Origin of the sequence: Paenibacillus sp. J53TS2, assembly GCF_018403305.1 — a bacterium.
In the GTDB taxonomy this organism is placed as follows: Bacteria; Bacillota; Bacilli; order Paenibacillales; family Paenibacillaceae; genus Fontibacillus; species Fontibacillus rhizolycopersici.
Genome location: NZ_BOSK01000015.1, coordinates 1 through 22416, shown reverse-complemented (window position 1 = coordinate 22416; position 22416 = coordinate 1). Strand labels below are relative to the sequence as shown.

General features: G+C 54.5%; 21 protein-coding genes. 15 read left to right on the top strand and 6 right to left on the bottom strand.

Annotated elements, in window-relative coordinates:
• Window positions 1-46 precede the first annotated feature (46 nt).
• The 7 genes from KJS42_RS21445 (at window position 47) to KJS42_RS21415 (ending at window position 7434) form a co-directional block, all read left to right on the top strand.
• Entirely contained in the window at window positions 47-997 is a 951-nt protein-coding gene (locus KJS42_RS21445; protein ID WP_155607453.1) for a carbohydrate ABC transporter permease, read from the top strand.
• A gap of 7 nt (window positions 998-1004) precedes the next feature.
• Window positions 1005-1844: a carbohydrate ABC transporter permease gene (locus KJS42_RS21440; protein ID WP_155607452.1), complete on the top strand. Its 840-nt coding sequence runs from the start codon at window positions 1005-1007 to the stop codon at window positions 1842-1844.
• A gap of 27 nt (window positions 1845-1871) precedes the next feature.
• Window positions 1872-2753 (top strand): glycoside hydrolase family 43 protein, encoded by an 882-nt coding sequence (locus KJS42_RS21435; RefSeq protein ID WP_213624111.1) that lies wholly within the window; start codon window positions 1872-1874, stop codon window positions 2751-2753.
• Between the two features lies 1 nt (window position 2754).
• Entirely contained in the window at window positions 2755-4416 is a 1662-nt protein-coding gene (locus tag KJS42_RS21430) for an MGH1-like glycoside hydrolase domain-containing protein (RefSeq protein ID WP_213624083.1), read from the top strand.
• Between the two features lie 137 nt (window positions 4417-4553).
• Complete coding sequence (locus KJS42_RS21425) at window positions 4554-5120, top strand: flavodoxin family protein (RefSeq protein WP_155607451.1); 567 nt, start codon at window positions 4554-4556, stop codon at window positions 5118-5120.
• Window positions 5121-5466: 346 nt separating this feature from the next.
• Window positions 5467-6204: a glycerophosphodiester phosphodiesterase gene (locus tag KJS42_RS21420; protein ID WP_155607450.1), complete on the top strand. Its 738-nt coding sequence runs from the start codon at window positions 5467-5469 to the stop codon at window positions 6202-6204.
• Window positions 6205-6207: 3 nt separating this feature from the next.
• On the top strand, window positions 6208-7434 hold the full coding sequence (locus tag KJS42_RS21415; protein WP_213624082.1) for an SLC45 family MFS transporter: 1227 nt from the start codon (window positions 6208-6210) through the stop codon (window positions 7432-7434).
• An 80-nt stretch (window positions 7435-7514) separates the two neighbouring features.
• Here KJS42_RS21415 and KJS42_RS21410 read toward each other — a convergent pair whose 3' ends face one another.
• Window positions 7515-8258 (bottom strand): YcnI family copper-binding membrane protein, encoded by a 744-nt coding sequence (locus KJS42_RS21410; RefSeq protein WP_213624081.1) that lies wholly within the window; start codon window positions 8256-8258, stop codon window positions 7515-7517.
• A gap of 51 nt (window positions 8259-8309) precedes the next feature.
• Complete coding sequence (locus tag KJS42_RS21405) at window positions 8310-10007, bottom strand: copper resistance CopC/CopD family protein (protein ID WP_213624080.1); 1698 nt, start codon at window positions 10005-10007, stop codon at window positions 8310-8312.
• Between the two features lie 315 nt (window positions 10008-10322).
• Here KJS42_RS21405 and KJS42_RS21400 point away from each other — a divergent pair, with 315 nt between their 5' ends.
• The 5 genes from KJS42_RS21400 to qoxD all read left to right on the top strand — a co-directional run bounded on the left by KJS42_RS21400 (window position 10323) and on the right by qoxD (window position 15661).
• The gene (locus tag KJS42_RS21400) at window positions 10323-11297 is read left to right on the top strand and encodes a diaminopimelate dehydrogenase (protein ID WP_213624079.1); all 975 of its coding nucleotides are present in this window, start codon (window positions 10323-10325) and stop codon (window positions 11295-11297) included.
• Window positions 11298-11827: 530 nt separating this feature from the next.
• Complete coding sequence (gene qoxA, locus KJS42_RS21395; protein ID WP_213624078.1) at window positions 11828-12784, top strand: cytochrome aa3 quinol oxidase subunit II; 957 nt, start codon at window positions 11828-11830, stop codon at window positions 12782-12784.
• A gap of 24 nt (window positions 12785-12808) precedes the next feature.
• Window positions 12809-14782, top strand: a complete 1974-nt coding sequence (qoxB, locus tag KJS42_RS21390) for a cytochrome aa3 quinol oxidase subunit I (protein ID WP_155607445.1) — start codon at window positions 12809-12811, stop codon at window positions 14780-14782.
• Window positions 14779-15375 (top strand): cytochrome aa3 quinol oxidase subunit III, encoded by a 597-nt coding sequence (gene qoxC / locus KJS42_RS21385; protein WP_155607444.1) that lies wholly within the window; start codon window positions 14779-14781, stop codon window positions 15373-15375. Before qoxB ends, qoxC begins: the two co-directional genes overlap by 4 nt.
• Window position 15376: 1 nt before the next feature.
• Window positions 15377-15661 carry a cytochrome aa3 quinol oxidase subunit IV gene (qoxD, locus tag KJS42_RS21380; RefSeq protein WP_155607443.1) on the top strand — a complete coding sequence of 95 codons (285 nt, stop codon included), beginning with the start codon at window positions 15377-15379 and terminating at the stop codon, window positions 15659-15661.
• 34 nt (window positions 15662-15695) lie between these two features.
• On the opposite strand, the gene KJS42_RS21375 is transcribed toward qoxD, so the two are convergent.
• Window positions 15696-16835 (bottom strand): site-2 protease family protein, encoded by a 1140-nt coding sequence (locus KJS42_RS21375; RefSeq protein ID WP_213624077.1) that lies wholly within the window; start codon window positions 16833-16835, stop codon window positions 15696-15698.
• Window positions 16836-17116: 281 nt separating this feature from the next.
• Here KJS42_RS21375 and KJS42_RS21370 point away from each other — a divergent pair, with 281 nt between their 5' ends.
• From KJS42_RS21370 to KJS42_RS21360, 3 genes are all read left to right on the top strand, one after another.
• Window positions 17117-17413, top strand: coding sequence for a metal-sensitive transcriptional regulator (locus KJS42_RS21370; RefSeq protein ID WP_155607506.1), 297 nt, complete (start codon window positions 17117-17119; stop codon window positions 17411-17413).
• Window positions 17414-17479: 66 nt separating this feature from the next.
• Entirely contained in the window at window positions 17480-17680 is a 201-nt protein-coding gene (copZ, locus tag KJS42_RS21365; protein WP_155607442.1) for a copper chaperone CopZ, read from the top strand.
• A gap of 149 nt (window positions 17681-17829) precedes the next feature.
• Window positions 17830-20064 carry a heavy metal translocating P-type ATPase gene (locus KJS42_RS21360; RefSeq protein ID WP_155607441.1) on the top strand — a complete coding sequence of 745 codons (2235 nt, stop codon included), beginning with the start codon at window positions 17830-17832 and terminating at the stop codon, window positions 20062-20064.
• Between the two features lie 76 nt (window positions 20065-20140).
• Here KJS42_RS21360 and KJS42_RS21355 read toward each other — a convergent pair whose 3' ends face one another.
• From KJS42_RS21355 to KJS42_RS21345, 3 genes are read right to left on the bottom strand one after another with little or no spacing between them, the layout of a single operon-like run.
• Window positions 20141-20758, bottom strand: coding sequence for a hypothetical protein (locus KJS42_RS21355; protein ID WP_213624076.1), 618 nt, complete (start codon window positions 20756-20758; stop codon window positions 20141-20143).
• Entirely contained in the window at window positions 20733-20939 is a 207-nt protein-coding gene (locus KJS42_RS21350) for a type II toxin-antitoxin system antitoxin (protein ID WP_155607439.1), read from the bottom strand. The genes KJS42_RS21355 and KJS42_RS21350 overlap by 26 nt, the downstream gene beginning before the upstream one ends.
• Window positions 20940-20958: 19 nt before the next feature.
• Entirely contained in the window at window positions 20959-21810 is an 852-nt protein-coding gene (locus tag KJS42_RS21345) for an SPFH domain-containing protein (protein ID WP_155607505.1), read from the bottom strand.
• Between the last annotated feature and the right edge of the window lie 606 nt (window positions 21811-22416).

Sequence of the window (22416 nt, the reverse complement as noted above, 5' to 3'; positions counted from 1 at the left end):
CCCTTTTTCTGAACCTGAGGATAGATTGATTCGGAGGTGCCTACTTATGAATTCAGTGACAGGCGTGGCGACCCAAGCAAGCGTGAAACGGAAGCAACGTCGATCCTTGAAACGGAACATGACGGGATATTTGTTTTTGCTCCCTTGGTTGATCGGATTTTTTTGCATGGCGATCGGGCCGATTCTGGCTTCGCTGTATTTGTCCTTTACGAACTATAACATGTTGAAATCCCCCGATTGGATCGGGCTTCATAACTTTACGGAGATGTTTACCGGCGATGCCACGTTTACGCATTCGTTGAAATTGACGTTCCAGTATGTGTTCCTCTCGGTCCCTTTGCGGCTGGTGTTTGCATTGGCGGTCGCGATTATCTTGAATAAAGGGTTGCGGCTGCTTGGGTTGTACCGAACCGTCTATTACATCCCTTCCTTGCTCGGGGGGAGCGTGGCGATTGCCGTCGTATGGAAAAAAATCTTCTCGGGTGACGGGTTGTTCAACCGGTTCCTCGAAATTTTTCATATTCATGCCCCCGATTGGGTGGCGAATCCGGGCTACATTATCTACTCCATCGTCGCGCTGTCGGTTTGGCAATTCGGCTCGTCCATGGTTATCTTCCTGGCCGGCCTCAAGCAAATCCCGGGCGAAATCTATGAGGCCGCAGCGGTCGACGGGGTCAGCCGGACACGTCAGTTTATGCGGATCACGCTGCCGTTGTTGTCCCCGGTCATCCTATTTAACCTGGTCATGAACATGATCGGCTCGTTCCAGGTGTTTACCTCCGGGTACATTATCGGGGATGGGCACGGTGGGCCGATTGATTCGACAATGTTTTACTCGTTGTACTTGTACTTGAAGGGATTCTCGTACTTTAACATGGGTTACGCTTCGGCTATGGCCTGGGTGATGCTGGTCATTATCGGCATCTTTACGGCGGTCGTATTCGCCTCCTCCAAGTATTGGGTTTATTACGGTGACGGCAAGGACGAAAGGGGCTGAGAGAGAGATGGTGTTGAGGCTAAGCTTAAGCAAATTGTGGAGACATGTGGTGGTGATCGTGATCGGCATGATCATGATTTACCCGGTGCTTTGGATGATAAGCAGCTCGTTCAAGCCAAACGCGGAAATCTTCTCGGACCTCGGCCTGTGGCCGGACTCCTTCACGTTGTCCAATTACGTGAACGGATGGCGGGGGATTCAAGGGTATTCGTTCGGGCATTTCCTAATGAACTCATTTATCATCGCGGCACTTGCGGTGATCGGCAATGTCATTTCCTGCTCGCTCGCGGCCTTTGCCTTCGCGCGCTTGAATTTTGTCGGTCAGAAATTCTGGTTCAGCATGATGTTGATGACGTTGATGCTGCCGTTTCAGGTCACGCTCATTCCGCAATATATTCTGTTCCATACGTTCGGATGGGTGAATACGTTCCTGCCGCTGGTCGTGCCGAAGTTTTTTGCGCTGGATGCGTTCTTCGTGCTGCTGATGGTGCAGTTTATTCGCGGTTTACCGTTGGAGCTGGACGAAAGCGCCCGGATCGATGGCTGCGGACCTTTGCAAATTTATCTACGAATCATCATGCCGCTTTGCGTACCGGCGGTCATAACGACGTCGATCTTCACGTTCTATTGGACATGGGACGACTTCTTCGGGCAAATGATTTACCTGAACAGTCCGAAGCTCTTTACGGTTATGATCGGATTGCGCTCGTTAATCGACTCCACCAGCACCTCGAACTGGGGTTCGCTGATGGCGATGTCGACCGTGGCGGTCGCACCGGTGATCGTGATTTTCCTGATCTTCCAACGTTATATCGTCGAGGGGATCTCCACGACGGGGCTGAAGTAAGGATAGGAGGGAACTGTTGTGAACTTAATGTTATCGGACATCCATATCCGGGATCCGTTTGTTCTGCCGGAGCCAGCGGAAGGCAAATATTATATGTACGGCACGATTGGTGAGACATGCTGGAAAGGAAAGCCGCGCGGGTTCGACGTTTACATGAGCACGGACCTGGTGGTCTGGGAAGGCCCGTACCCGGCGTTCCGGCCGGCCCCGGACTTCTGGTCGGACTTCAACTACTGGGCACCGGAGGTGCACGAGTGGCAAGGCCGGTACTACATGTTCGCCACCTTCAAGGCGGACGGGCGATGCCGGGGCACGCAAACGCTGGTGGCGGAAGGCCCGCTTGGCCCGTTTCGGCCGCTCGGTGATGGGCCGTTAACGCCGCGCGATTGGGAATGCCTGGACGGAACGTTTTATGTCGATCGGCATGGAGAGCCCTGGATGGTGTTCTCCCATGAATGGGTTCAAGTGCAGGACGGGGAGATTTGCGCCGTCCGCTTGAGCCGTGAGCTAGATCGGGCAGTGTCCGAGCCTGTGCTGCTGTTCCGGGCCTCCGAGGCGCCATGGGCCGAGGGGATTCGCGGCGGGGCCAATTATGTCACGGATGGTCCGTTCCTTTACCGTGCCGGAACCGGCGAGCTGTTGCTGCTCTGGTCCAGCTTCAGCGACGGCGGCTATACGATCGGCTGCGCCCGGCAGGCTGAAGACGATATCGATGGATCTTGGGTGCAGGACGCTGAACCGCTGTACAAGCGAGACGGCGGACACGGCATGGTATTCCGGACATTCGCAGGGGAGCTGCGCCTGGCCATCCATACGCCGAACGATAGCCCGAATGAGCGTCCGATCTTCATTCCGGTGGAGGAGCGGGGCGGACGATTGAGCGCGTTCCCGAAAGAAGGGGGGATGTGAGGTGGGCGAGACGGGTGTACTAGAGCGGCTTCGCAAGCTGGATGTACTGTCGACTGTAAGCGAAGAAGGGCTGCGCAAAAACGCGGATCGCGCCATCCTGGAAGAGTTTGCCGCCTCGGGCGTCAAATTTGCAGCTAACGAAGGGAGTCCGCTGGAGATCGTCTATTATGCCGGCGTGCGAAAACTGCTCGACTGCATCGTGCCGTCGGTGAGCGGCGTGCCGGTGCTGCATGAAGGCGGCGTATATCTCGGTACCTGGCTGGAAAGTACCGGGACGATCAATGCCGAGCTGCTCAGCCGCTTCGTGCCGTCGGTGGCGCAAGCGAGCTTTGCTTTGTTCGCCGACTACCAAAGGTCCGATGGCCTGATGCCGTACAAAGTGACCGGAGCCGGGCCGGCGTATCGGCAAATTCAAATGGTCACGCCGCTGGCCCGTTCCGTATGGAACCATTACCGGCTGAATGGGCGGTCGGACCGGGCATTCCTGGATAAGATGTACCGCGCCATGGAACGGCATGACGCCTGGTTGGCCGCGTTCCGCGATACGCGGGGGACGGGATGCGTCGAGGCGTTTTGCACGTTCGATACGGGTCATGATTTATCCCCGCGCTTCTGGCATGTACCGGATACGCCGCATTTGGGCGACCCGCGTCGGTACGATCCGGATTCGCCGGTGCTGCCGCTCTTGGCGCCGGACCTGACGGCCAATGTATATTGCCAGCGAACTTATTTGGCGGACATCGCCGCAGAGCTCGGGATGGCCTCTGGCATGGATTGGGCGACGAAAGCGGAGGAGAGCTTGTCCAGCCTGATGAAGTTTTGCTTCGATGCGGAGGACGGATTCTTCTACGACGTGGATGCGAGCGGACAGTTTGTTCGTATCCAGTCCGATGTGCTGCTGCGCGTATTGGCCTGCGAGGTAGGAGACGGGGAGTTTTTTGCTTCGTCGTTGCGCCGCTATTTATTGAACTCACGGAAGTTCTTCGCCAAATATCCGTTTACTTCGATCGCGTTGGACGACCCGCGGTTCGATCCGTCGTCGGCTTATAACACTTGGGCGGGAACGACGAACTTCCTTAGCCTGATCCGTGCTCCGCACGCGTTTGAGCACCACGGAAGGTATGTGGAGCTGACCTGGGTGCTGCAGCCGATTCTCTCGGCGATGGTCCGCATGCAGCGGTTCTCGCAATGTCTTAGCCCGTGGACGGGAGAAGAAGGATACACGGAGACCTACTCCCCTGCGATTCTGTGTCTGCTCGACTACGTGGAGAGACTGTGCGGCATCTTGCCAACGCCGGAGGAGGAGCTGTGGTTCACCGGACTGCTGCCTTATCCGATGGATCACGGCGAAGTGCCGGCGGAGGAAACCGCTTATGCCCGGACGGTGGACGGAACAGTGTTCGAGCTAGTTAATACGCGTGAAGGCAGCACCGTTTACCGGAATGGGGAGCTCTACTGCCGCTTTCCGTACGGAACTCGGCTCGTCACGGACCGCAGCGGCGAGCCCAAGTCATTGGTTGGCCTGAGCGTTCGAACGGTAGACGGCCTGCTGGAGTTCGGCGGCCGAGCTTATCCGGTAAGTCTCGGCGGAAATGAGGTATGGTCAATGGAGCGGAACGACTCCGTATCCGGTCCCGGCGTCATAATGCCCGCCCATTACTAGACAACCCCCTGCACGTTTCGCGAAAAACCGCCATAAACTTTTTTAGATTGGCATAAATGAGTCCGCCCATCGTATAACATAAGTAGGCGTAATTCGGGAAGTTTTCGCTTGAGAATGAAGAAGGGGAGTGCAGGGGAATGCGCATTGCAGTCATTCAAGGAAGTGCAAGGACCGGAGGGAATACGGAGGAGTTGACGCGACTGGCATTAGAGGGGATCCCCTTTACGAATATCGTGTTGCGGGAGAAAGAAATCAAGCCGATTCACGACCAACGTCACGAAGAAGGCGGGTTTGATCCGGTGGATGATGATTACGACGATCTCATCTTGCAGGTGCTGGAGCATGATATTCTGGTCTTCGCCACACCAGTATATTGGTACGGAGCATCGGGTCTAATGAAAAACTTCATCGATCGCTGGTCACAAAGCCTTCGTGACGTTCGCTTCAACTTCAAAGAGCGGATGGAGGCCAAAACGGCATATGCCATCGTGGTTGGCGGCGACAATCCGCGAATCAAAGCGCTGCCGCTCATTCAGCAGATGCAGTATACATTTGATTTCGTCGGCTTAACCTTTGCCGGTTACGTGATTGGAAAAGGTAGCAAGCCGGGTGAGGTGCTGAAGGATATCCGCGCGGTTCGCGACGCCGAGGCGTTAAACGCCGAGCTGCGGAAGGCTGAGCCGGTGACGGTAAATCGTTCCTGACGGGACGAAAGCAGGTGATTGGACGAGTGGGCTGTCCGAGAACGGGACGTGCGGCTGCATTGGCAGTCGCACGTTTTTTTTCGAAGTAGAGAAAAAGTTCGTTTTCGTTAGGCCAAACAGGCTAGGGGGTCTCTCTTGACGATTATCCCGTTGAATCAGGTTGTGGTCTCGATCCCCTATTCCTGAATGAAAGGGATAATCGTGCAAAGAGGCGCAAAGGGTCAAATCTCGTTGGGAGAAGGCCGGAAATCGCGTAGCTTTTTTTATATGGGCCTAACAATGCAGGATTATACTATAGGGATGGATAATATTAATTTTAAATAAAATCCCTAGGAGGATGATCCTTTTGACCGATATCATCAATTTCGCGCATCGCGGGGCGGCGGGGCATTACCCGGAGAACACGATGCTGGCATTTGCCAAAGCCCTGGAGATGGGGGCAACCGGCATCGAGACAGACGTGCAGATGACTCGCGACGGACAGCTGGTTCTGATTCATGACGAAACGCTGCAACGGACGGCAGGAACGTCGGAGTGGGTCAAAGATTTGACGTTGGCCGAAATCAAGCAACGGGAGGTAGGCTCCTGGTTTCATGAAGACTTCGCGGGTGAACGTATCCCGGCGCTGGAGGAGCTGCTGGACCTCGTGCGCGGCACGGACACGATCGTGAACATCGAGCTGAAAACCGGCGTCGTGCTCTATCCCGGCATTGAGCAGAAAGTGGTGGATGCGGTACGGCATTATGGTTTGAGCGAACGGGTCATCATTTCAAGTTTTAATCATTACTCCCTGGTTGAATGCAAAAGACTGGCTCCGGACATTCGTACTGGCATTCTGTACATGGAAGGCTTGTACGAGCCTTGGGATTATGCGAAACGGATCGGCGCGGAAGCGCTCCATGCTTACCAGTACGCGTTGACACCGGAGCTCGTGACCCTGGCTAAAGCCAACGAGGTTGTGTATCACCCGTTTACCGTAAACGATCCGAAGGTGATGTTGGCGTTGATTAACGCTGGCGTAGCCGGCATCATCACCGATTTCCCGGACCGCCTGGCGGAGCTGCTGGCGAAACAAGGGGTGTAGCGGATGAAAAAAACATGGCTGCTGGGACTTGGTTTTTTTAGCATTAGCTTGACCTGGGCGTTGTACAATGCGTTCGTTCCGCTTTTTTTGGACGACTATTTGAAGAGCGCCGCCATGATCGGGTTCATGATGACGATCGATAATTACTTCGCCATTGTATTGCAGCCATGGATCGGACACCGCAGCGATAAGACAAATACCCGGTACGGACGGCGGATGCCTTATTTGTTGATCGGCATGCCACTGGGCGCCGTGTTTGCCACGCTGATTCCGTGGCATACCGGATTCGTGACTCTGGTATTGTTTATGGTATTAATGAATTTGTCGATGAGCTTGTTCCGGGCGCCGACGGTCGCGTTGATGCCGGACATTACGCCGGAACCGCAGCGGACCCAAGCCAACGGCGTGATCAATTTTATGGGCGGCATCGGCTCGGTGCTAGCCTTCGGGATCGGCTCCCAGCTCTATGGCATCGGCTCCTATGTACCGTTTCTATTTGCTGGGGTCGTGATGGTCATTTGCTTGTTTGTGTTAAAGGCGGTCATTCGCGAACCGGCCGCGTTGGGGTTGGGGTCAGCAGGGCACGCCGCGGCGGCCCAGGAACCGAAGCCGCAAATTCGAATTAAGGACCAGCTGGACAAGACGACCGTGTTGATTTTGGCGGCAATTTTTTTCTGGTTTGTGGCTTATCAGGGAGTTGAGGCTTTATTCACGTTGTACGGCACGAAACAGGTCGGCATGAGCGATGCGGAGGCCTCGTTTTCGTTGACGTTCTTCTCGTTAGCCTTCCTGCTGTTTGCCCTGCCGAGCGGCTGGCTGGGAGCGCGCTTCGGGAAGAAGATGATCATCTCGATCGGGGTTGCCGGATTGTTCGTCATTTTCGGTGCGATGATCTTCGTTGATTCTGTCCTATGGCTGCGGGTACTGCTCATTGTCGGAGGAATCTTCTGGGCTTGCATCAACATTAACTCTTACCCTTGGGTTGTTGCCACCGGGCGGGAGGAGAGCATCGGGACGCGCACAGGGATCTATTACTTCGTGTCCTCCTTGGCTGCGATTACGTCGCCGCCGCTGCTTGGCTGGCTGATTGACGTTTTCGGCTACCCGGCGTTGTTCATCAGCGCATCGGCCGGGATGCTGCTGGCACTGTGCTGCCTGCTTGTTGTTCCCCGGGAACGGCAGAAGATAGGCAGGGAACCCTACGATCAACCCCCAGTCGGCATGAGATAAATCGATATATTGCCATAAAAAAAGCAGCGGACTTTCTGATGCGACGATGTATCCGAGAGAACCGCTGCTTTTTTGAATGACTAGGTTGTCTTGCGTTTGCGTCCGGCGCGCAGTGCAGCCCACAAGGCTGCGAGTGCAACAAGCAGAGCGCATGCCGAGAGCACGAGGGCCACGGTCCCGGCAGAAGAGCTGCTGCCGCTTGAGGAGGCGGCACCGGGAGCTTCGACGGTAGCGGGGCTTGCCTCCACGTTGCTGGTCGTGGCATCCTCCTTGGTGCTGCCGTGATCATGCCCGGCGGCAGAATGTTCGCCCTGTTCGCTGCTCTCCGCGGCGCTTACGACCGTCAGCGAATGCGGCCGATCGTCACCCTCTGCCCCAGTCCATTCCACCACGCTGCCGTCGCTGTAATACTGGAAGGCGTCCCAGGCTAGTTCCGCGTTCTCGCTGGGGTTCTGTGCGACGAACTCAAACTGCTGGAACTCCCCGGCGCTGATCCCGTTGCCTTCGGCCGTCCAGGTGACGGCAGTGACCGTTCCATCTTCCGCCTTCGTTAGATCCACGGACCACTCCGGTACCGGGCGGTATTGTTTAAAGGCAACGCCTTCTGGGATTTTGAGCGCCACTTTGACGGTGGGGATGTCTTTCTCAACAGGTACCTTGAGGCTGTAAGTTTCCCAGGCGCCTGGGGTGGACTGGCTTGGTTTAACGGTAACGTGTGCGCTGGCTGTCCCGGTGAAGATGGTGAATATCAGAATCCAAGCGATAGCGGGGGCGGCGGCATAATGCCAAACACGCTTACCGGAAGAACGAGTGGGATTGAACATGGCTAAATCTCCTTTTTATTGAAAAATGGATAGTTCGGTAATCGGTGATTCCTATGGATTTCCTACCGTCAGCTCCGTATCGTAATCGTAGCGATCCAGCGATTTCTTCAGAATATGGACATGAACGTTCCAACGGCCGCCCATTGTCATGAGCTCACGGGCTTCCGGCGGCGAATCGCCGGGGAAAATGATTTCCGTTTTGCCCATATCCATTTCTTTTGAAGTCAACTCAAGCGTCACTTGCTCTACGTCGTTGCGTAGGTTTCCGTCTGGCCCGTGAACGTATACTTGAAAAAGGTTGGTTCCTACGACATTTGGAGTAACGTATATCGTCACCTTTGTCCCGTCATCCAACCGCTCCGTTAGCTTGGCAGGACCTGGGGTTGTTGCGGCCGTCGGTAAATTTGCCAGGACAGCGGCCAAAATGAGCACCACTAAACCTGTTCCGAATTCGTACCATACGCCGGCGTTTAGCGACTTTTCTGCCCGTCGTCCACGCAGGAAGGATAAACCTCCAAGCAGCAGGCAGATTAGTGTCAGAGCAATCTTCCCCAACAGGATGCGGCCATACGCCGTATGCGTAAGCGAGTATAAGGTCGGCACATGCAACAGACTGCTATAAACGCCGGTCCCCAACAGGATGGCGACCATGAAGAAGGCAAGGATCGAGAAGCGCCGGATCGCACGCCAATACAAATGATTCTCAGGCGATACGGACGGGTGATCACGGCTTGCAGCGGCGTGTTGAGTTGTCACCGGAAGCAAGTACGCTAAGGCGCCAACGCCGCCCAGCCAGATCAGCGCCGAGGCCAAATGCAGGAAGTCCGCCGTAACGGCGATCCCCTGCGCCTCGGCGGTGGCGGCATGTCCGATGAAGGCCTTGGTGAGGAGCAGGCCCAAACTCAATACCATCGCACCGCCCAGCGGAAATAGACGTGGCCGGGTCATTCGGCTGGCACGGAGAAGGAACAAAGTCCACAAGAGCCATCCTCCAAGCAGCAGAAGCTGAATTTTCCAGATCTCCCCGAAGGTCGTATACGCCAGTGTTTGACGCCAAAGAACGGGGTTGAACGCTTCCCGCCATCCTCCCCCGGCATCGCTAGCCGTTTGCTGTGGCAAACTAAGCAGGACACTGGTGGTGGAAGCGATAAAGCCAGTTAGCCATACGGTTCGGCTACGTCTTCTCAAACGTTCGGACCAGGTGTTGTTCCGGCGAGGGAGAAGCCAGGCATGAAATACGACAGCCCCAAGATACCCCGCTGTACCTCCATAGAACAGCCAGCGGACTAGTACGAGACTCCAGTCCGGGAAGGAGTTGCCACCATCAGTAGAGGGGTGAATCGGAAGGTTGCTGTTTGAAGCCTCCTTCCCGATTTGGAACGGAATCGTTCCAGAGATGGCATGGCCGTCGCCGGAAACGACGTTCCATTTGGCCGTATACAATCCCTCTGGTAAGTCCGGCAGCATAGCGACGCTCAGTCGGGAAGGCTTGTTGGGGTCGATCTCGGCTTTCCCGTCGGCTACGTTATCCCCGTTTGGGCCTATGATGGCGATTTCGTGAAACCCTTCCTCGAGAGGTTCGTTAAAATCGATCATAAACTCAGCGGGCGAAGTGTCCAGTATCACATTGGCCGCCGGGTCCGAAGAGACGACGTAGGCATGGGCAAAAGCGGAAACCGGAGCCAGAACAAAGAGGACAGCGCAAGCTACCGCCGCCATGAAACTCCATTTGTACAGCCGAATTTTCAAACGAATCTAGCTCCTATTCGGAATAGTCTATGAATTTCATCACAGCGATTAACATTTTACAATGATTAATAAGGGGTGGGTATGACTAGAATGGGCTATATCGTAAAGAAATCGCACCTCAATTGTGACTGATTTGTGAAGTGTCGAAATTAAGATTTGCATAAAAATACAGTGTCATTTGCACAAAAGCACATATTTTTTAAACAAAAAGACTAACTTTGCATGTTAACTATTTAAAAAGTGATAAGGGTAAATTACAATGGGGGTTAGTCCATAGCATAAGACGAGATTGACTATAATGAAGGAGGATATACAGTGGCAACAATTCGGGTAGGTATCGTAGGTTACGGAAATTTGGGACGGGGCGTGGAGCTGGCGTTGAAGCAAAATCCGGATTTCCAGCTGAAAGCGATTTTCTCACGCAGACAACCGGACGCGGTGGCGTCGGCGAGCGGCGTGGTTCACATCTCCGAGATCGAAAAATATAAGGGCGACATCGACGTGTTGATTTTGTGCGGCGGGTCGGCTACGGACTTGCCAGAGCAAGGGCCGCAATTGGCGGCCATGTTCAATACCGTCGATAGTTTTGATACGCATGCGAAAATTCCGGAGTACTTCGCGAAGGTGAACGAGGTTGCCGAGAAAGCGGGAACGGTTAGCGTCATCTCGACCGGTTGGGATCCGGGTTTGTTCTCTCTGAACCGGCTGCTGGCCGAGTCCGTGCTGCCGGAAGGGAACGACTATACGTTCTGGGGCAAAGGTGTCAGCCAAGGGCATTCCGATGCGATTCGCCGCGTGGCGGGCGTGAAGAACGGCGTTCAGTATACAATTCCGGTGGAAGCGGCAGTTGAGCGCGTGCGCCAAGGTGAAAATCCGGAGCTGTCCACGCGCGAGAAGCATCTGCGTGAATGCTTCGTGGTTGCGGAGGAAGGAGCCGATCTGGCGAAGATTGAGCAAGAGATCAAGTCGATGCCGAACTACTTCTCGGATTACGACACGACCGTACATTTTATTAGTGATGCAGAACTTAAGGCGAACCACTCCGCGATGCCGCACGGCGGCATGGTGCTGCGCAGCGGTCGGACTGGCGAGGACAGCACACAGCTGATTGAGTTTAGCCTGAAGTTGGATAGCAATCCGGAATTTACGGCTAGCGTATTGGTCGCTTACGCTCGTGCGGCGTACAAGCTGTCGCAAGCTGGCCAGTCGGGAGCAAAGACCGTCTTCGATATTCCGTTTGGCTTGCTGTCGCCGAAATCGCCGGAACAGCTTCGCAAAGAGCTGCTGTAGTCGAATATTCAGCCTTATGCTGGGCGGTTCTTGTTCCGTCCGCTTGAGAGAGAATTGAAGCATGAGTTAAGAGGTTGTCCCGAGGGCAGGTGAGTTTGCTGCTTGGGACAGCCTCTTTTCTATTATTACAAACGGAAAATGTCACGAAAATGTCGTAAATTCCCTTAACGTAAGAGGGAAGAGTGTGCAACGCGAAGCAAGTCTCCAGAGTTTATTTTGTGAACAAGATCACAAATAACGGATTTTATATGACAATTCTGCGAACTCTGACGAGGGAGGGGCGCATTGTGAACAATTATCAAAATCGGCAAATTTGACGGATAATGGCCGAAAATCGCCGTCAATCAACTTTCACTGCGATGTATAGGACAAAAATCACACTTTATACTGTAATAAATTTACAGATATAACAATCTCTATGAATTGTTATTCAACCGCCCCTTTCCTAACATGAAAGTAACTGATCGAACGAAGCGATCCTCTAAGCTAGGGGATGGCGTTCATAATGAAGAAAGGGGTATCGGTATCCTATGAAAAGGAAAGGGTTGCTGCTCGCTTTATTCTCGGCCCTTCTTGTCCTCCTGACCGGTTGCAACCAACTGGCGGTATTGAATCCGAAAGGTCCGGTGGCCAAGACCCAATCGCAAGTCATCATTTTTTCTATTTTAACGATGGCGTTTATTTTGCTGGTCGTTTACACGCTGTACATTTACATGCTAACGAAATATCGCGCCTCTAAAGCGGCTCCGGATTACGAACCGCCGCATGTCGAAGGCAGCAAATGGCTGGAAATCACTTGGATTACGATTCCAATCATTATCGTGGCCGTTCTTTCGGTCGTGACCGTGCGCAGTACCTCTGCGGTGGAAAAGGTGCCTGAAGGTTATGAGGATCAAAAACCGCTTGTGATTTATGCGGCCTCGTCCAACTGGAAATGGCATTTCAGCTATCCGGAGGAAGGCATCGAAACGGTTAACTACGTTAACTTCCCGACGAACCGTCCGATTGAGTTCCGGCTGTATTCGTTCGGGCCGATTACGAGCTTCTGGATTCCGCAACTGGCTGGCCAAAAGTACGCGATGAGCGACATGGTCAACACGCTGAACGTCGTTGCCGAGCATGAAGGCTCGTACATGGGCAAGAACTCCAACTTCTCGGGTGAGGGCTTCGCGCATATGGAATTCGAAGCGTTGGCCATGACGCCATCTAAATATGACGAATGGGTCAAAGAAGTGAAGGACACGGCTTCTGAACTGACCGAACCGCAGTTTGACAAATTGCTGGAGACCGCACATGTCGGCCGCCAAACTTATACCTCCACCCATTTGGCTTTCCGGCCTGCACCGGAAGGGGAGAATGCCGGCCATCATCATGGTGGCGAGAATGGCGCTGTTGAAGAGTCCGGACAGACCGAAATGGATCATTCAACGATGGACCATTCCGAAATGGACATGACGGAATCTAGCGAACACGGAGCTCATAACTAGTCAACGAGAAGGGAGAAGCTTAACATGAAATGGGACGAATTTTTCGTCACGGGTGAGCCGATGATTTACGGCGCGATGGTTAGCATCGTGGTCGTGTCGCTGGCGATTCTCATCGGACTAACCTATTTTAAAAAATGGGGCTGGCTGTGGCGTGAATGGTTAACGACCGTCGACCACAAGCGGATCGGCATCATGTATATTATTGCGGCTTTGATCATGTTATTCCGGGGCGGCGTGGATGCACTGCTCATGCGGGCTCAGCTGGCGATTCCGGAGAACGGATTGCTGGACGCGCAGCACTATAACGAAATTTTTACGACACACGGGGTCATTATGATCCTGTTTATGGCGATGCCGTTTGTTGTCGGTTTGATGAACGTAGTCATTCCGCTGCAAATCGGTGCGCGCGACGTTGCGTTTCCACGATTGAACGCCGTCAGCTTCTGGTTGTTCTTTGCCGGAGCGATGTTGTTTAACATCTCCTTCGTCATCGGGGGCTCCCCAGATGCCGGATGGACGGCATACTTCCCGCTGGCTAGCATCGAGTTCAGCCCGACGGTGGGTAACAACTATTACTCGATCGCCATCCAGATTGCGGGGATCGGGACACTGATGACCGCAGTGAACTTCCTGGTGACGATTCTGAAGATGCGTGCGCCAGGGATGAAGCTGATGAAAATGCCGATGTTTACCTGGTCGGTGCTAATCACTAACGTCATCATCTTGTTCGCATTCCCGGTACTGACTGTAGCATTGGCGCTGATGATGTTCGACCGGCTGTTCGGCACGCAGTTCTTTACGATGGCCAACGGCGGGATGGATATGCTCTGGGCCAACCTGTTCTGGGTATGGGGCCATCCGGAGGTTTATATCGTCATTTTGCCGGCCTTCGGGATTTACAGTGAAGTCATTTCGACCTTCTCACGCAAAAATCTGTATGGTTATAAATCCATGGTATGGAGCATGGTCGTCATTTCCCTGCTGTCGTTTGTCGTATGGGCGCACCACTTCTATACGATGGGACACGGCGTAATGGTCAACGGGATCTTCTCGATCACGACGATGGCGATTGCCGTTCCAACCGGGGTCAAGATCTTCAACTGGCTATTTACGCTGCAAAAGGGGCGCATCGAGTTTACGACGCCGATGCTGTATTCCCTCGCCTTTATTCCGATCTTTACGATCGGCGGGGTGACGGGGGTCATGCTGGCGATGGCGAGCGCCGACTATCAATATCATAATACGATGTTCCTGGTCGCGCATTTCCACTATGTGCTCATTCCGGGGACGGTATTCGCGGTCATCGCCGGATTCTATTACTGGTTCCCGAAACTGTTCGGCTTCCGACTGAACGACCGCCAGGGCAAACTGGCCTTCTGGATTATCGCCATTAGCTTTAACGTTACGTTCTTACCGTTGTTCTTCCTCGGCTTGAAGGGGATGACTCGGCGGATGTACACCTATTCGGAAAGTACGGGCTTTGGTCCGCTGAACTTGATCGCTTCGATCGGGGCCGTAGGGCTCGCCATCGGGTTTATCGTTCTGGTTTACAACATCTACTGGAGCTTCCGCTATGCGGAACGGGATACTACCGGAGATCCTTGGAACGCTCGTACGCTGGAATGGAGCACGCATTCTCCGGTTCCGGAATACAACTTCGCGATCGTACCGAAAGTGGATTCGCTGGATGCGTTCTGGGAATCGAAGAAAAGCGGAAAACCGCTGTTCACGGATAAAATCGAAGAGATTCATATGCCAAACAACAGTGGTCAACCGTTTATCCTCGGCATGATTTTCATGTTCTTCGGATTCTTTATGGTCTTTAGCTGGTGGGTACCGGCGATTATCGCCGGCTTGGGAATTGTCGTCATGCTGGCGGTACGTTCTTTCGAACGCGACCATGGGCGTCACATTCCGGTCAGTGAAATCATCAAAACCGAGCGGGCTTTAGCCGATCGGATGGATACGGATGCAGGATTGCGGGGTGAACACGCATGAAAGTAGATCATACTTTGCCTTTGGAATATCAAACGGAAGAGAACAGTAACCGGGTACTCGGGTTCTGGCTGTTCCTTGGTGCGGAAATCGTGCTCTTTGCCACACTGTTCTCGGTCTATCTGACGCTGTGGAATCGGACCGGTAACGGACCGAGCGGCGCGGAGATATTCGAAATTGGACCGGTTCTGGGCGAAACGTTCCTATTGTTGACGAGCAGCTTCACCTGCGGGTTGGCGGTGCACAGCATGCGCTTGGGGCTAAGAAAACCGTTTATGGCTTTCTTCGCCATCACGCTGCTGCTTGGCCTTGGGTTCCTTGGCATCGAGATTACCGAGTTCGTCACCTATGTTCATGAAGGTGCAACGATCCAAACCAGCGCATTTCTATCGAGCTTGTTCGTCCTGCTAGGTACCCACGGTGCCCACGTGACGATGGGTCTGCTGTGGGGCAGCGGGCTCATGCTTCAGGTGAAACGTGAAGGATTTACCCATGATACGGCGAACAAATCGTTTATTTTCTCGCTGTACTGGCACTTCTTGGACGTCGTCTGGATCTTCATCTTCAGCTTCGTATACTTGAAAGGACTGATGTGACATGAAAAAACTGTTCCCGATTCAGCACGTCATGGGATATGTGTTCTCACTGATCCTTTCTGCCGTAGCGCTGTCGGTGGTTTTCTGGGATATGTCGTTTGGCGTCGGCATGTCGATCCTGCTGGTCTGCGCGGCCATCCAGATGTCGGTTCAGCTGTTCCTGTTCATGCACATCGGTGAGAACCGCAGCAAAGGCGCATTGTATGCCAACCTTGTGTACGCCTTGTTCGTCGGACTGGTTACCGTATTCGGGACCTTGTTGACGATGATTTGGGGTTATCAGTAAGAGCATAGTCGGTGATCTGAAAAGAAACCCGTTGTCACGTATTCGTGGCAGCGGGTTTTTTGACGTTGGTTTGGTCGCTAGGTGGTGGATAAGACAGTCTTTCGATACGAGATAGGATCGCTTGTTCAAAATGATAGGTGCCAAAGGGTTTGAACCATCGCTCCAACAGGCTTCGAGCTTGGGATAAATGCTTCGCCGCCTTTTCGTTTTCCCCTTGTACGGACATCAGCGCCGCCCATGCTTTGTGGTAGCTGTAGGGCTCCTTGTCTGGCATCGCTTCAACTATCGCTTGGGCATTCCCCTGGATATGAAAGCCAGAAGGGTTCAATAGTAGGTGGCAGGCATATAGGCTGTCGATCATGAGGCGGGTAACCGGGATGGACGCAATGGGATGATTTGACTGACTAATCGGCCGAATATAGGTTAGTGCGTCCTCCGGTTGTCCCGTGTCGGCAAAGTGGAGGTACAAATACATTCGGAGCTCAGCTTCCTCGGCTAGTTGCTCGGGTGAACGTTCCGATAAATCATTTAGCAGCCGGGCTGCCGAGGCGATGACTTCGGAATTCCATTCGCATGGTCGCTTTTCGGATAAGTAGCTTTTTTGCAAAATCACCCCGGCCATCAATCGTTCGGCCCTTGCCGATCGCTGGCGCAGGAGCATAAAGAGCTTGCCGTCAGAAGGGTTAACCCCATTGGTTAGAGGGACGAGCGTAGCCGCACCAAGCGCAAAGCTGAACCATATGAACAGCTCTGTTAATGGATGTGATGAGCGGTGGATGACCAGAATAAGCAGAGCGGTAAGTAAACTGAATGCAGGACCTCCCAAGGCCATCCAGGACCACTTGCGGGCGATCTCTGTCAGCTTTGTAGAGCAAGGCGAGAAGCGCATCGTCCCGCCAAAGCGCTGCCAGTTCTTGTTGGGTTGGAAAGAGAGGGTACGTCCGGTAAAGAGGAGCCGAAAAGGACCAACGATCATCTCTTCCGGCTTTAGCCCAAAGGAGAGTCCAACGAGCAGGTGTCCAGACTCGTGAACGAAGATGGCGAATAAGAAAGCCAGAAGGATATCAAGCAGAAGGGAGAACAATTTCTCGGTTACCGGAGCCAAGAAGGCTCCAAGAACACAGAGCAGGGACATCATCAGTAGAAGCGGCAATGGTTTTAACAGACGGTTCATATTTAGGTAGGCACCAGCTTTCTTGGGAGTTGCAGCTTACCTGGGATAAGTAAACCCAACATCTAGTGTAAATGAGAATCTATTCGTAGGATAGAGCACTGTGCAATTCGTATTGCGAAAAATAAAAATCACCTCTTTACATACCCCATGGGGGTATATTATAATGAGCTTACCACAGCAAACCACGCTGGTTTGGAAAGGAGAGACGTATGGCGAAGATTGAGGGGCATGAACATCCGTCGTCCGCGTCCTGTGAGGAGCATTGCGAGGGACAACACGTAATGGAGAATGGCAAGCTGGTACGACACAGCCACCATTCCGAAGCGATGAAGAGCAACCTGACCAGTCGCTTGAACCGGATTGAAGGGCAAATCCGCGGTATCAAAGGGCTGATCGAGAGAGATACTTACTGTGACGATGTGCTGAACCAGATCGCCGCCGTGCAGTCCGCGCTAAACAGCGTGGGTCGGCTGCTGCTGGAGGGACACATGAAGAGCTGCGTGATCGAGCGGATTCAAGCCGGCGAGACTGAAGTGCTCGACGAACTGCTGGTCACGGTCAACAAGCTCATGAAATAACAGCGGAACCCCAGAGGGGTACGCTGCAAGGTTAAGCCATTATTTTTACTCTAGGAGGAATTTGCGATGCAAAATATTACGTTAAACGTGGAAGGCATGTCCTGCAATCATTGCGTGAAGTCGGTAGAAGGGGCGGTAGCCGGGCTTGGTGCTACAGGGAAAGTCGATCTAGCCTCTAAGAAAGTAGATGTGACTTTCGATGAAACGAAAGTGACGGTAGAGCAAATTAAAGAAGCAATTGAGGATCAAGGTTACGACGTCGTTTAATCCGCTGCGGCGGATCGTGGGACTGGGGTGCGGCATTCCCCTTGCGCCTCAGGCCCGGGATGCGGCGGTTCCGGAAGGCGAAAATTTCGTTCGCCTCTTATATACCCCCTAGGGGTACCTATTATCGGTATTGATATGGAGGAATGGTCATGGAAAATGCATTGCCCATCGGCAGCGGGGATCCGAATCAAACGACGCTGCAAATTACCGGAATGACCTGCGCGGCTTGCGCCGCCCGGATCGAGAAAGGACTAAACCGATTACCTGGAGTAGAGCAGGCTAACGTCAATCTGGCTCTGGAAACTGCGCAGGTGCGGTTTGAGCCGACTCAAGTCTCGCTGGATCAGATCATTGAGAAAGTGAGCCAGTTAGGCTACGGTGCGGTATTGAAGCCGTCCGAACAGGAGTCCGAGGATATCCGCACGCGGGAAGTCCGCAAACAGCGAAATAAGCTGATCGTCTCGGCGGTACTTGCCTTTCCGCTGCTGTGGGCGATGGCCGGGCATTTCTCCTTCACCTCGTGGATCTGGACGCCGGAGCTGTTCATGAACCCATGGTTCCAACTCGTACTGGCGACGCCGGTGCAGTTCGTCATCGGGCGCGGATTCTACGTCGGAGCTTACAAGGCGCTGCGCAACCGAAGTGCGAACATGGACGTTCTGGTCGCGCTGGGAACGTCGGCGGCGTATTTCTATAGTTTGTATTTGAGCTTGGATTCGTTATCGATGCCGCACGGGCATACCCCCCAGCTGTATTATGAAACGAGTTCGATCCTGATTACGCTGATCCTGCTTGGCAAGTGGTTTGAGGCGTTGGCCAAAGGCCGCTCCTCCCAGGCGATCAAAACGCTGATGGGGCTTCAGGCGAAAACAGCGCTCGTCCTTAAGGATGGCGTCGAAACCGAGGTGCTAATCGAAGCGGTTGTACCGGGTGACGTACTGATTGTGAAGCCGGGCGAGAAGATCCCGGTCGACGGTTTGGTGGTCGGCGGCGCTTCGTCGGTGGATGAATCGATGCTGACCGGGGAGAGCATCCCGGTAGAGAAGAAGGAAGGCGACGCGGTCATTGGCGCGACCGTCAACAAACATGGCATGCTGCGCGTTCAGGCTGCCAAGGTTGGCAGTGAAACTGCGCTGGCGCAAATCATCCGCGTCGTTGAAGAGGCGCAAGGCTCAAAGGCGCCGATCCAGCGGGTGGCCGACGTCATCTCCGGGATCTTCGTTCCGATTGTGGTTGGGATTGCTGTGGTCACGTTTTTGGTGTGGTTCTTCTTCGTGGCGCCGGGCAGCTTTGCCGAGGCGCTGGAAAAGGCGATCGCTGTGCTGGTCATCGCGTGCCCTTGCGCGCTGGGGCTGGCGACGCCAACGTCGATTATGGCCGGGTCCGGACGGGCCGCGGAGTACGGCATCTTGTTTAAGGGCGGCGAGCATCTCGAGGCCGCCCAGGGGCTGCAGGCGATCGTGCTGGATAAGACCGGCACGATCACGCGAGGGCAGCCGGAGCTGCGGGAAGTCGTCCCGGCCGGGGGCTGGGACGACGCGGCATTGCTCCGGCTCGTCGGCGCCGCCGAGCGCGGCTCCGAGCATCCGCTGGCGGATGCTCTGGTGGCCGGGGCGCGGGCGCGCGCCCTGGAGCTGCCCGAGGCAACCGCTTTTGAAGCGGTGCCCGGGCACGGGATTGCGGCGGTCGTGGAAGACCGCCGGGTGCTCGCCGGCACGCGCCGCCTGATGGCGCGTGAAGGCGTCGACGTCGCCGCCGCGGAGACCGGCATGGCCGCGCTGGAAGCGGCCGGCCAGACCGTGCTGCTCGTGGCGGTGGACGGCGTCTACGCCGGCATGGTCGCCGTGAGCGACACGGTGAAGGAGACGTCCAAAGCCGCGGTGGCGCGGCTGAAGGAGATGGGACTTCACGTGGTCATGATCACCGGCGACAACGAGCGCACCGCTAAGGCGATCGCCGCCGAGGTCGGGATCGACGAGGTGCTGGCCGAGGTGCTGCCGGAAGGCAAAGCCGACGAAGTGAAAAAGCTGCAGGCCCGCGGCCTGAAGACGGCGATGGTTGGCGACGGCATCAATGACGCCCCGGCGCTGGCCGTAGCCGACGTAGGCATCGCTATCGGCACGGGCACCGACGTGGCCATGGAGGCTGCCGACGTGACGCTGATGCGCGGCGACCTGGAAGGCGTACCGGACGCAATCGCGATGAGCAAGCGCACGATGGGTAACATCAAGCAGAACCTGTTCTGGGCGCTCGCGTACAACACGATCGGCATCCCGGTGGCGGCAGCCGGTTTCCTAGCTCCGTGGCTGGCCGGTGCGGCGATGGCGCTCAGCTCGGTCTCGGTGGTGCTGAACGCGCTCCGCTTGCAGCGGGTGAAGCTGTAACAGAACAAAACAAGCCTTCAGGAGCAGGTTTCCGGGTTGATCCCGGCCTTGCGCCGTGAAGGCTTGTTTTTTTGTCTTATTTGCGAGAGTGGGGTTGCGAATCGCCGACGATTCCTTGTTCCTCCAAGGCGAAGATCATTTTCTTCATCAGCTCGACGGAAGCCGCGATGGCAGGCACGTCGGGCTTTTTGAACTTCTCCGTGCAGGTTAACGTGGCGCGTCCGCTCTTGATCCGTAATCGAAAATGCACGTTGGGATGAATGTCTAGGAGCTCCTCAAGCCCCTCATGCTTCAATGCCGACCGGAGCAGACTGGGATGGGAAGCCTTGGCCTGAAACCGCTTGTTCATGGCGGAGTTCGGGAGCGGCGTTTCCCGGAGTCCTCCGGTTAACCAAGCTAAGAGATGACGTTTGGCTGAAAATAAAACAAACTCCAGCTTGCGGCGCGGCCGGTAAATGTATTTCACGGAGATAACGTACTCATTACCGGATGAGTCGTTACTCGGATCGGTGATCGCCACCTCGCAGCTGCCGAAGCTGCGGGGGAGTGGCACGCGCACATGCTGGCTCTTGTATCTCCAGCCACTGAACTTCCCAGCGGTGTAAGCACTCCCGGAGGTTTTGGCATACTCCTTCAGCAGGGCTGTCGACTTGGATTCCCACCACGGCTTACGGATTTCTTTCGTCTGTGTCATGCTTCTCCTCCTCCTTGCCCGGCGCCCGGGTGGAAGGCAGTCTTCCCTCGCGGCGCAAAGCTTCTCGCAGCAGGTATTCGATATGACCATTCACGCTTCGGAATTCGTCCGCTGCCCAGCGTTCCAAAGCCTGATAGAGAGTCGGGTCAAGGCGAAGTGGGAAGCTCTTTTTGCTGGCCATCGTGAATGGATGCCCCTAATCAGTACAACGTGCTGGCGTTGATGACCGGCTGGGCGGAACGGTCGGATACGACGGCGACGAGCAGGTTGTTGATCATCGCGGCTTTGCGTTCGTCGTCCAGCTCGACAACCTGGCCGGCTTGCAGCCGTTCGATGGCCATTTGCACCATGGTGACGGCACCGTCGACGATTTTCTCGCGGGCTGCGATGATCGCTTCGGCTTGCTGACGCTGCAGCATTGCACTGGCGATCTCGGTCGAATAGGCCAGGTGCGTCAGACGCGACTCGATGATTTTAACCCCGGCGATGGCCAGACGGTTTTGCAATTCGCCGGTCAGCTCCAGTGCAATCTCTTCCGTATTGGCACGGAGGGAGAATCCGACGTCATCCAACTGGTCGTACGGATATTTGCTGGCAACATGTCGCAGCGCGGCTTCACTTTGGATTTCGACGAAGGTTTCGTATTCGTCCACTTCAAACAGCGCTTTGGCGGAGTCGACGACCGAGAACACAACGACAGTAGCGATTTCAATCGGGTTCCCGTTGACATCGTTGACTTTCAGCTTGGCGCTGTTGAAGTTGCGAACGCGCAGCGACACTTTCTTGCGGGTCGAAAATGGAATCGCCAGATAGAAACCGTTCTTCCGGATGACGCCAAGATAACGGCCGAAGAAGGTGACCACTGCCGATTGATTCGGTTGCACGGTCGTCAGACCGGTCAAAAGCACGAGAGCGATAACGCAGGAGAGCACTCCGCCCGCAATCGGTAAAACCTCGTTCAGCGTAATAAGGTAAGTCCCCAACGCGGCAAATCCCAAAATGAACAGCAGGGCGACAAAACCGTTCAGGTACGAAATCTCTTTTTCTTTCATCATGAATGACACTCCTTCAGCTGCATATTGAATTGATACTGTTATGATATCACTTTTGCAATATATTGTAAATAGGTGAATGAAGTCAAAGTTACTTGACAAGTTGGAGGGGCATCCAAAGGGGTCCGGAGGGAGAGGTGGAGAGGTGCGTAGGGCGTTTGATGGAATGGATGTGGAGTAGAAGCTGGTTAAGTGTTTGAGGTAGAAGTAGAGAAAGTATACGTGCGTGGATCGTGAGGAAGTGAGCTGGTGTTAGAGAGAGCGAATGGGCGGAGAAGATGCGTAAGTGCGTAAAGTGCTAGGAGAGGATAGGGGGAGCGTATTTCTGACTAACTCGTGGTTTTGGTGGGAGGGGGAATAGAGGCTACCAAGCTGGTTGTGGGGGCGGGCAAGTGGAGACGAAATCGAGTTGCTGGAGATAACGGGCTAGAATGCTGTGCTTTTAGCAACATTTATGCTCAGAGTGGCGACAACACCAAGAAATCGGCCAGGCCCCCGAATATTGGACACTTTAGGATCAAACCTTAGTTCGGCTCAACTATACGGCGATTCTAAACGCGTTTACTTCGTTTCTCTCCAGTTTCACTGCAAATTCAGTGGGAGAGT

Coding starts and splice junctions, on each gene's coding strand:
- KJS42_RS21445 (WP_155607453.1), top strand. CDS start 47: ATGAATTCAGTGACAGGCGTGGCGACCCAAGCAAGCGTGAAACGGAAG.
- KJS42_RS21440 (WP_155607452.1), top strand. CDS start 1,005: ATGGTGTTGAGGCTAAGCTTAAGCAAATTGTGGAGACATGTGGTGGTG.
- KJS42_RS21435 (WP_213624111.1), top strand. CDS start 1,872: ATGTTATCGGACATCCATATCCGGGATCCGTTTGTTCTGCCGGAGCCA.
- KJS42_RS21425 (WP_155607451.1), top strand. CDS start 4,554: ATGCGCATTGCAGTCATTCAAGGAAGTGCAAGGACCGGAGGGAATACG.
- KJS42_RS21415 (WP_213624082.1), top strand. CDS start 6,208: ATGAAAAAAACATGGCTGCTGGGACTTGGTTTTTTTAGCATTAGCTTG.
- KJS42_RS21410 (WP_213624081.1), bottom strand. CDS start 8,258: ATGTTCAATCCCACTCGTTCTTCCGGTAAGCGTGTTTGGCATTATGCC.
- qoxA (WP_213624078.1), top strand. CDS start 11,828: ATGAAAAGGAAAGGGTTGCTGCTCGCTTTATTCTCGGCCCTTCTTGTC.
- qoxB (WP_155607445.1), top strand. CDS start 12,809: ATGAAATGGGACGAATTTTTCGTCACGGGTGAGCCGATGATTTACGGC.
- qoxC (WP_155607444.1), top strand. CDS start 14,779: ATGAAAGTAGATCATACTTTGCCTTTGGAATATCAAACGGAAGAGAAC.
- qoxD (WP_155607443.1), top strand. CDS start 15,377: ATGAAAAAACTGTTCCCGATTCAGCACGTCATGGGATATGTGTTCTCA.
- KJS42_RS21375 (WP_213624077.1), bottom strand. CDS start 16,835: ATGAACCGTCTGTTAAAACCATTGCCGCTTCTACTGATGATGTCCCTG.
- KJS42_RS21370 (WP_155607506.1), top strand. CDS start 17,117: ATGGAGAATGGCAAGCTGGTACGACACAGCCACCATTCCGAAGCGATG.
- copZ (WP_155607442.1), top strand. CDS start 17,480: ATGCAAAATATTACGTTAAACGTGGAAGGCATGTCCTGCAATCATTGC.
- KJS42_RS21360 (WP_155607441.1), top strand. CDS start 17,830: ATGGAAAATGCATTGCCCATCGGCAGCGGGGATCCGAATCAAACGACG.
- KJS42_RS21355 (WP_213624076.1), bottom strand. CDS start 20,758: ATGACACAGACGAAAGAAATCCGTAAGCCGTGGTGGGAATCCAAGTCG.
- KJS42_RS21350 (WP_155607439.1), bottom strand. CDS start 20,939: ATGGCCAGCAAAAAGAGCTTCCCACTTCGCCTTGACCCGACTCTCTAT.
- KJS42_RS21345 (WP_155607505.1), bottom strand. CDS start 21,810: ATGAAAGAAAAAGAGATTTCGTACCTGAACGGTTTTGTCGCCCTGCTG.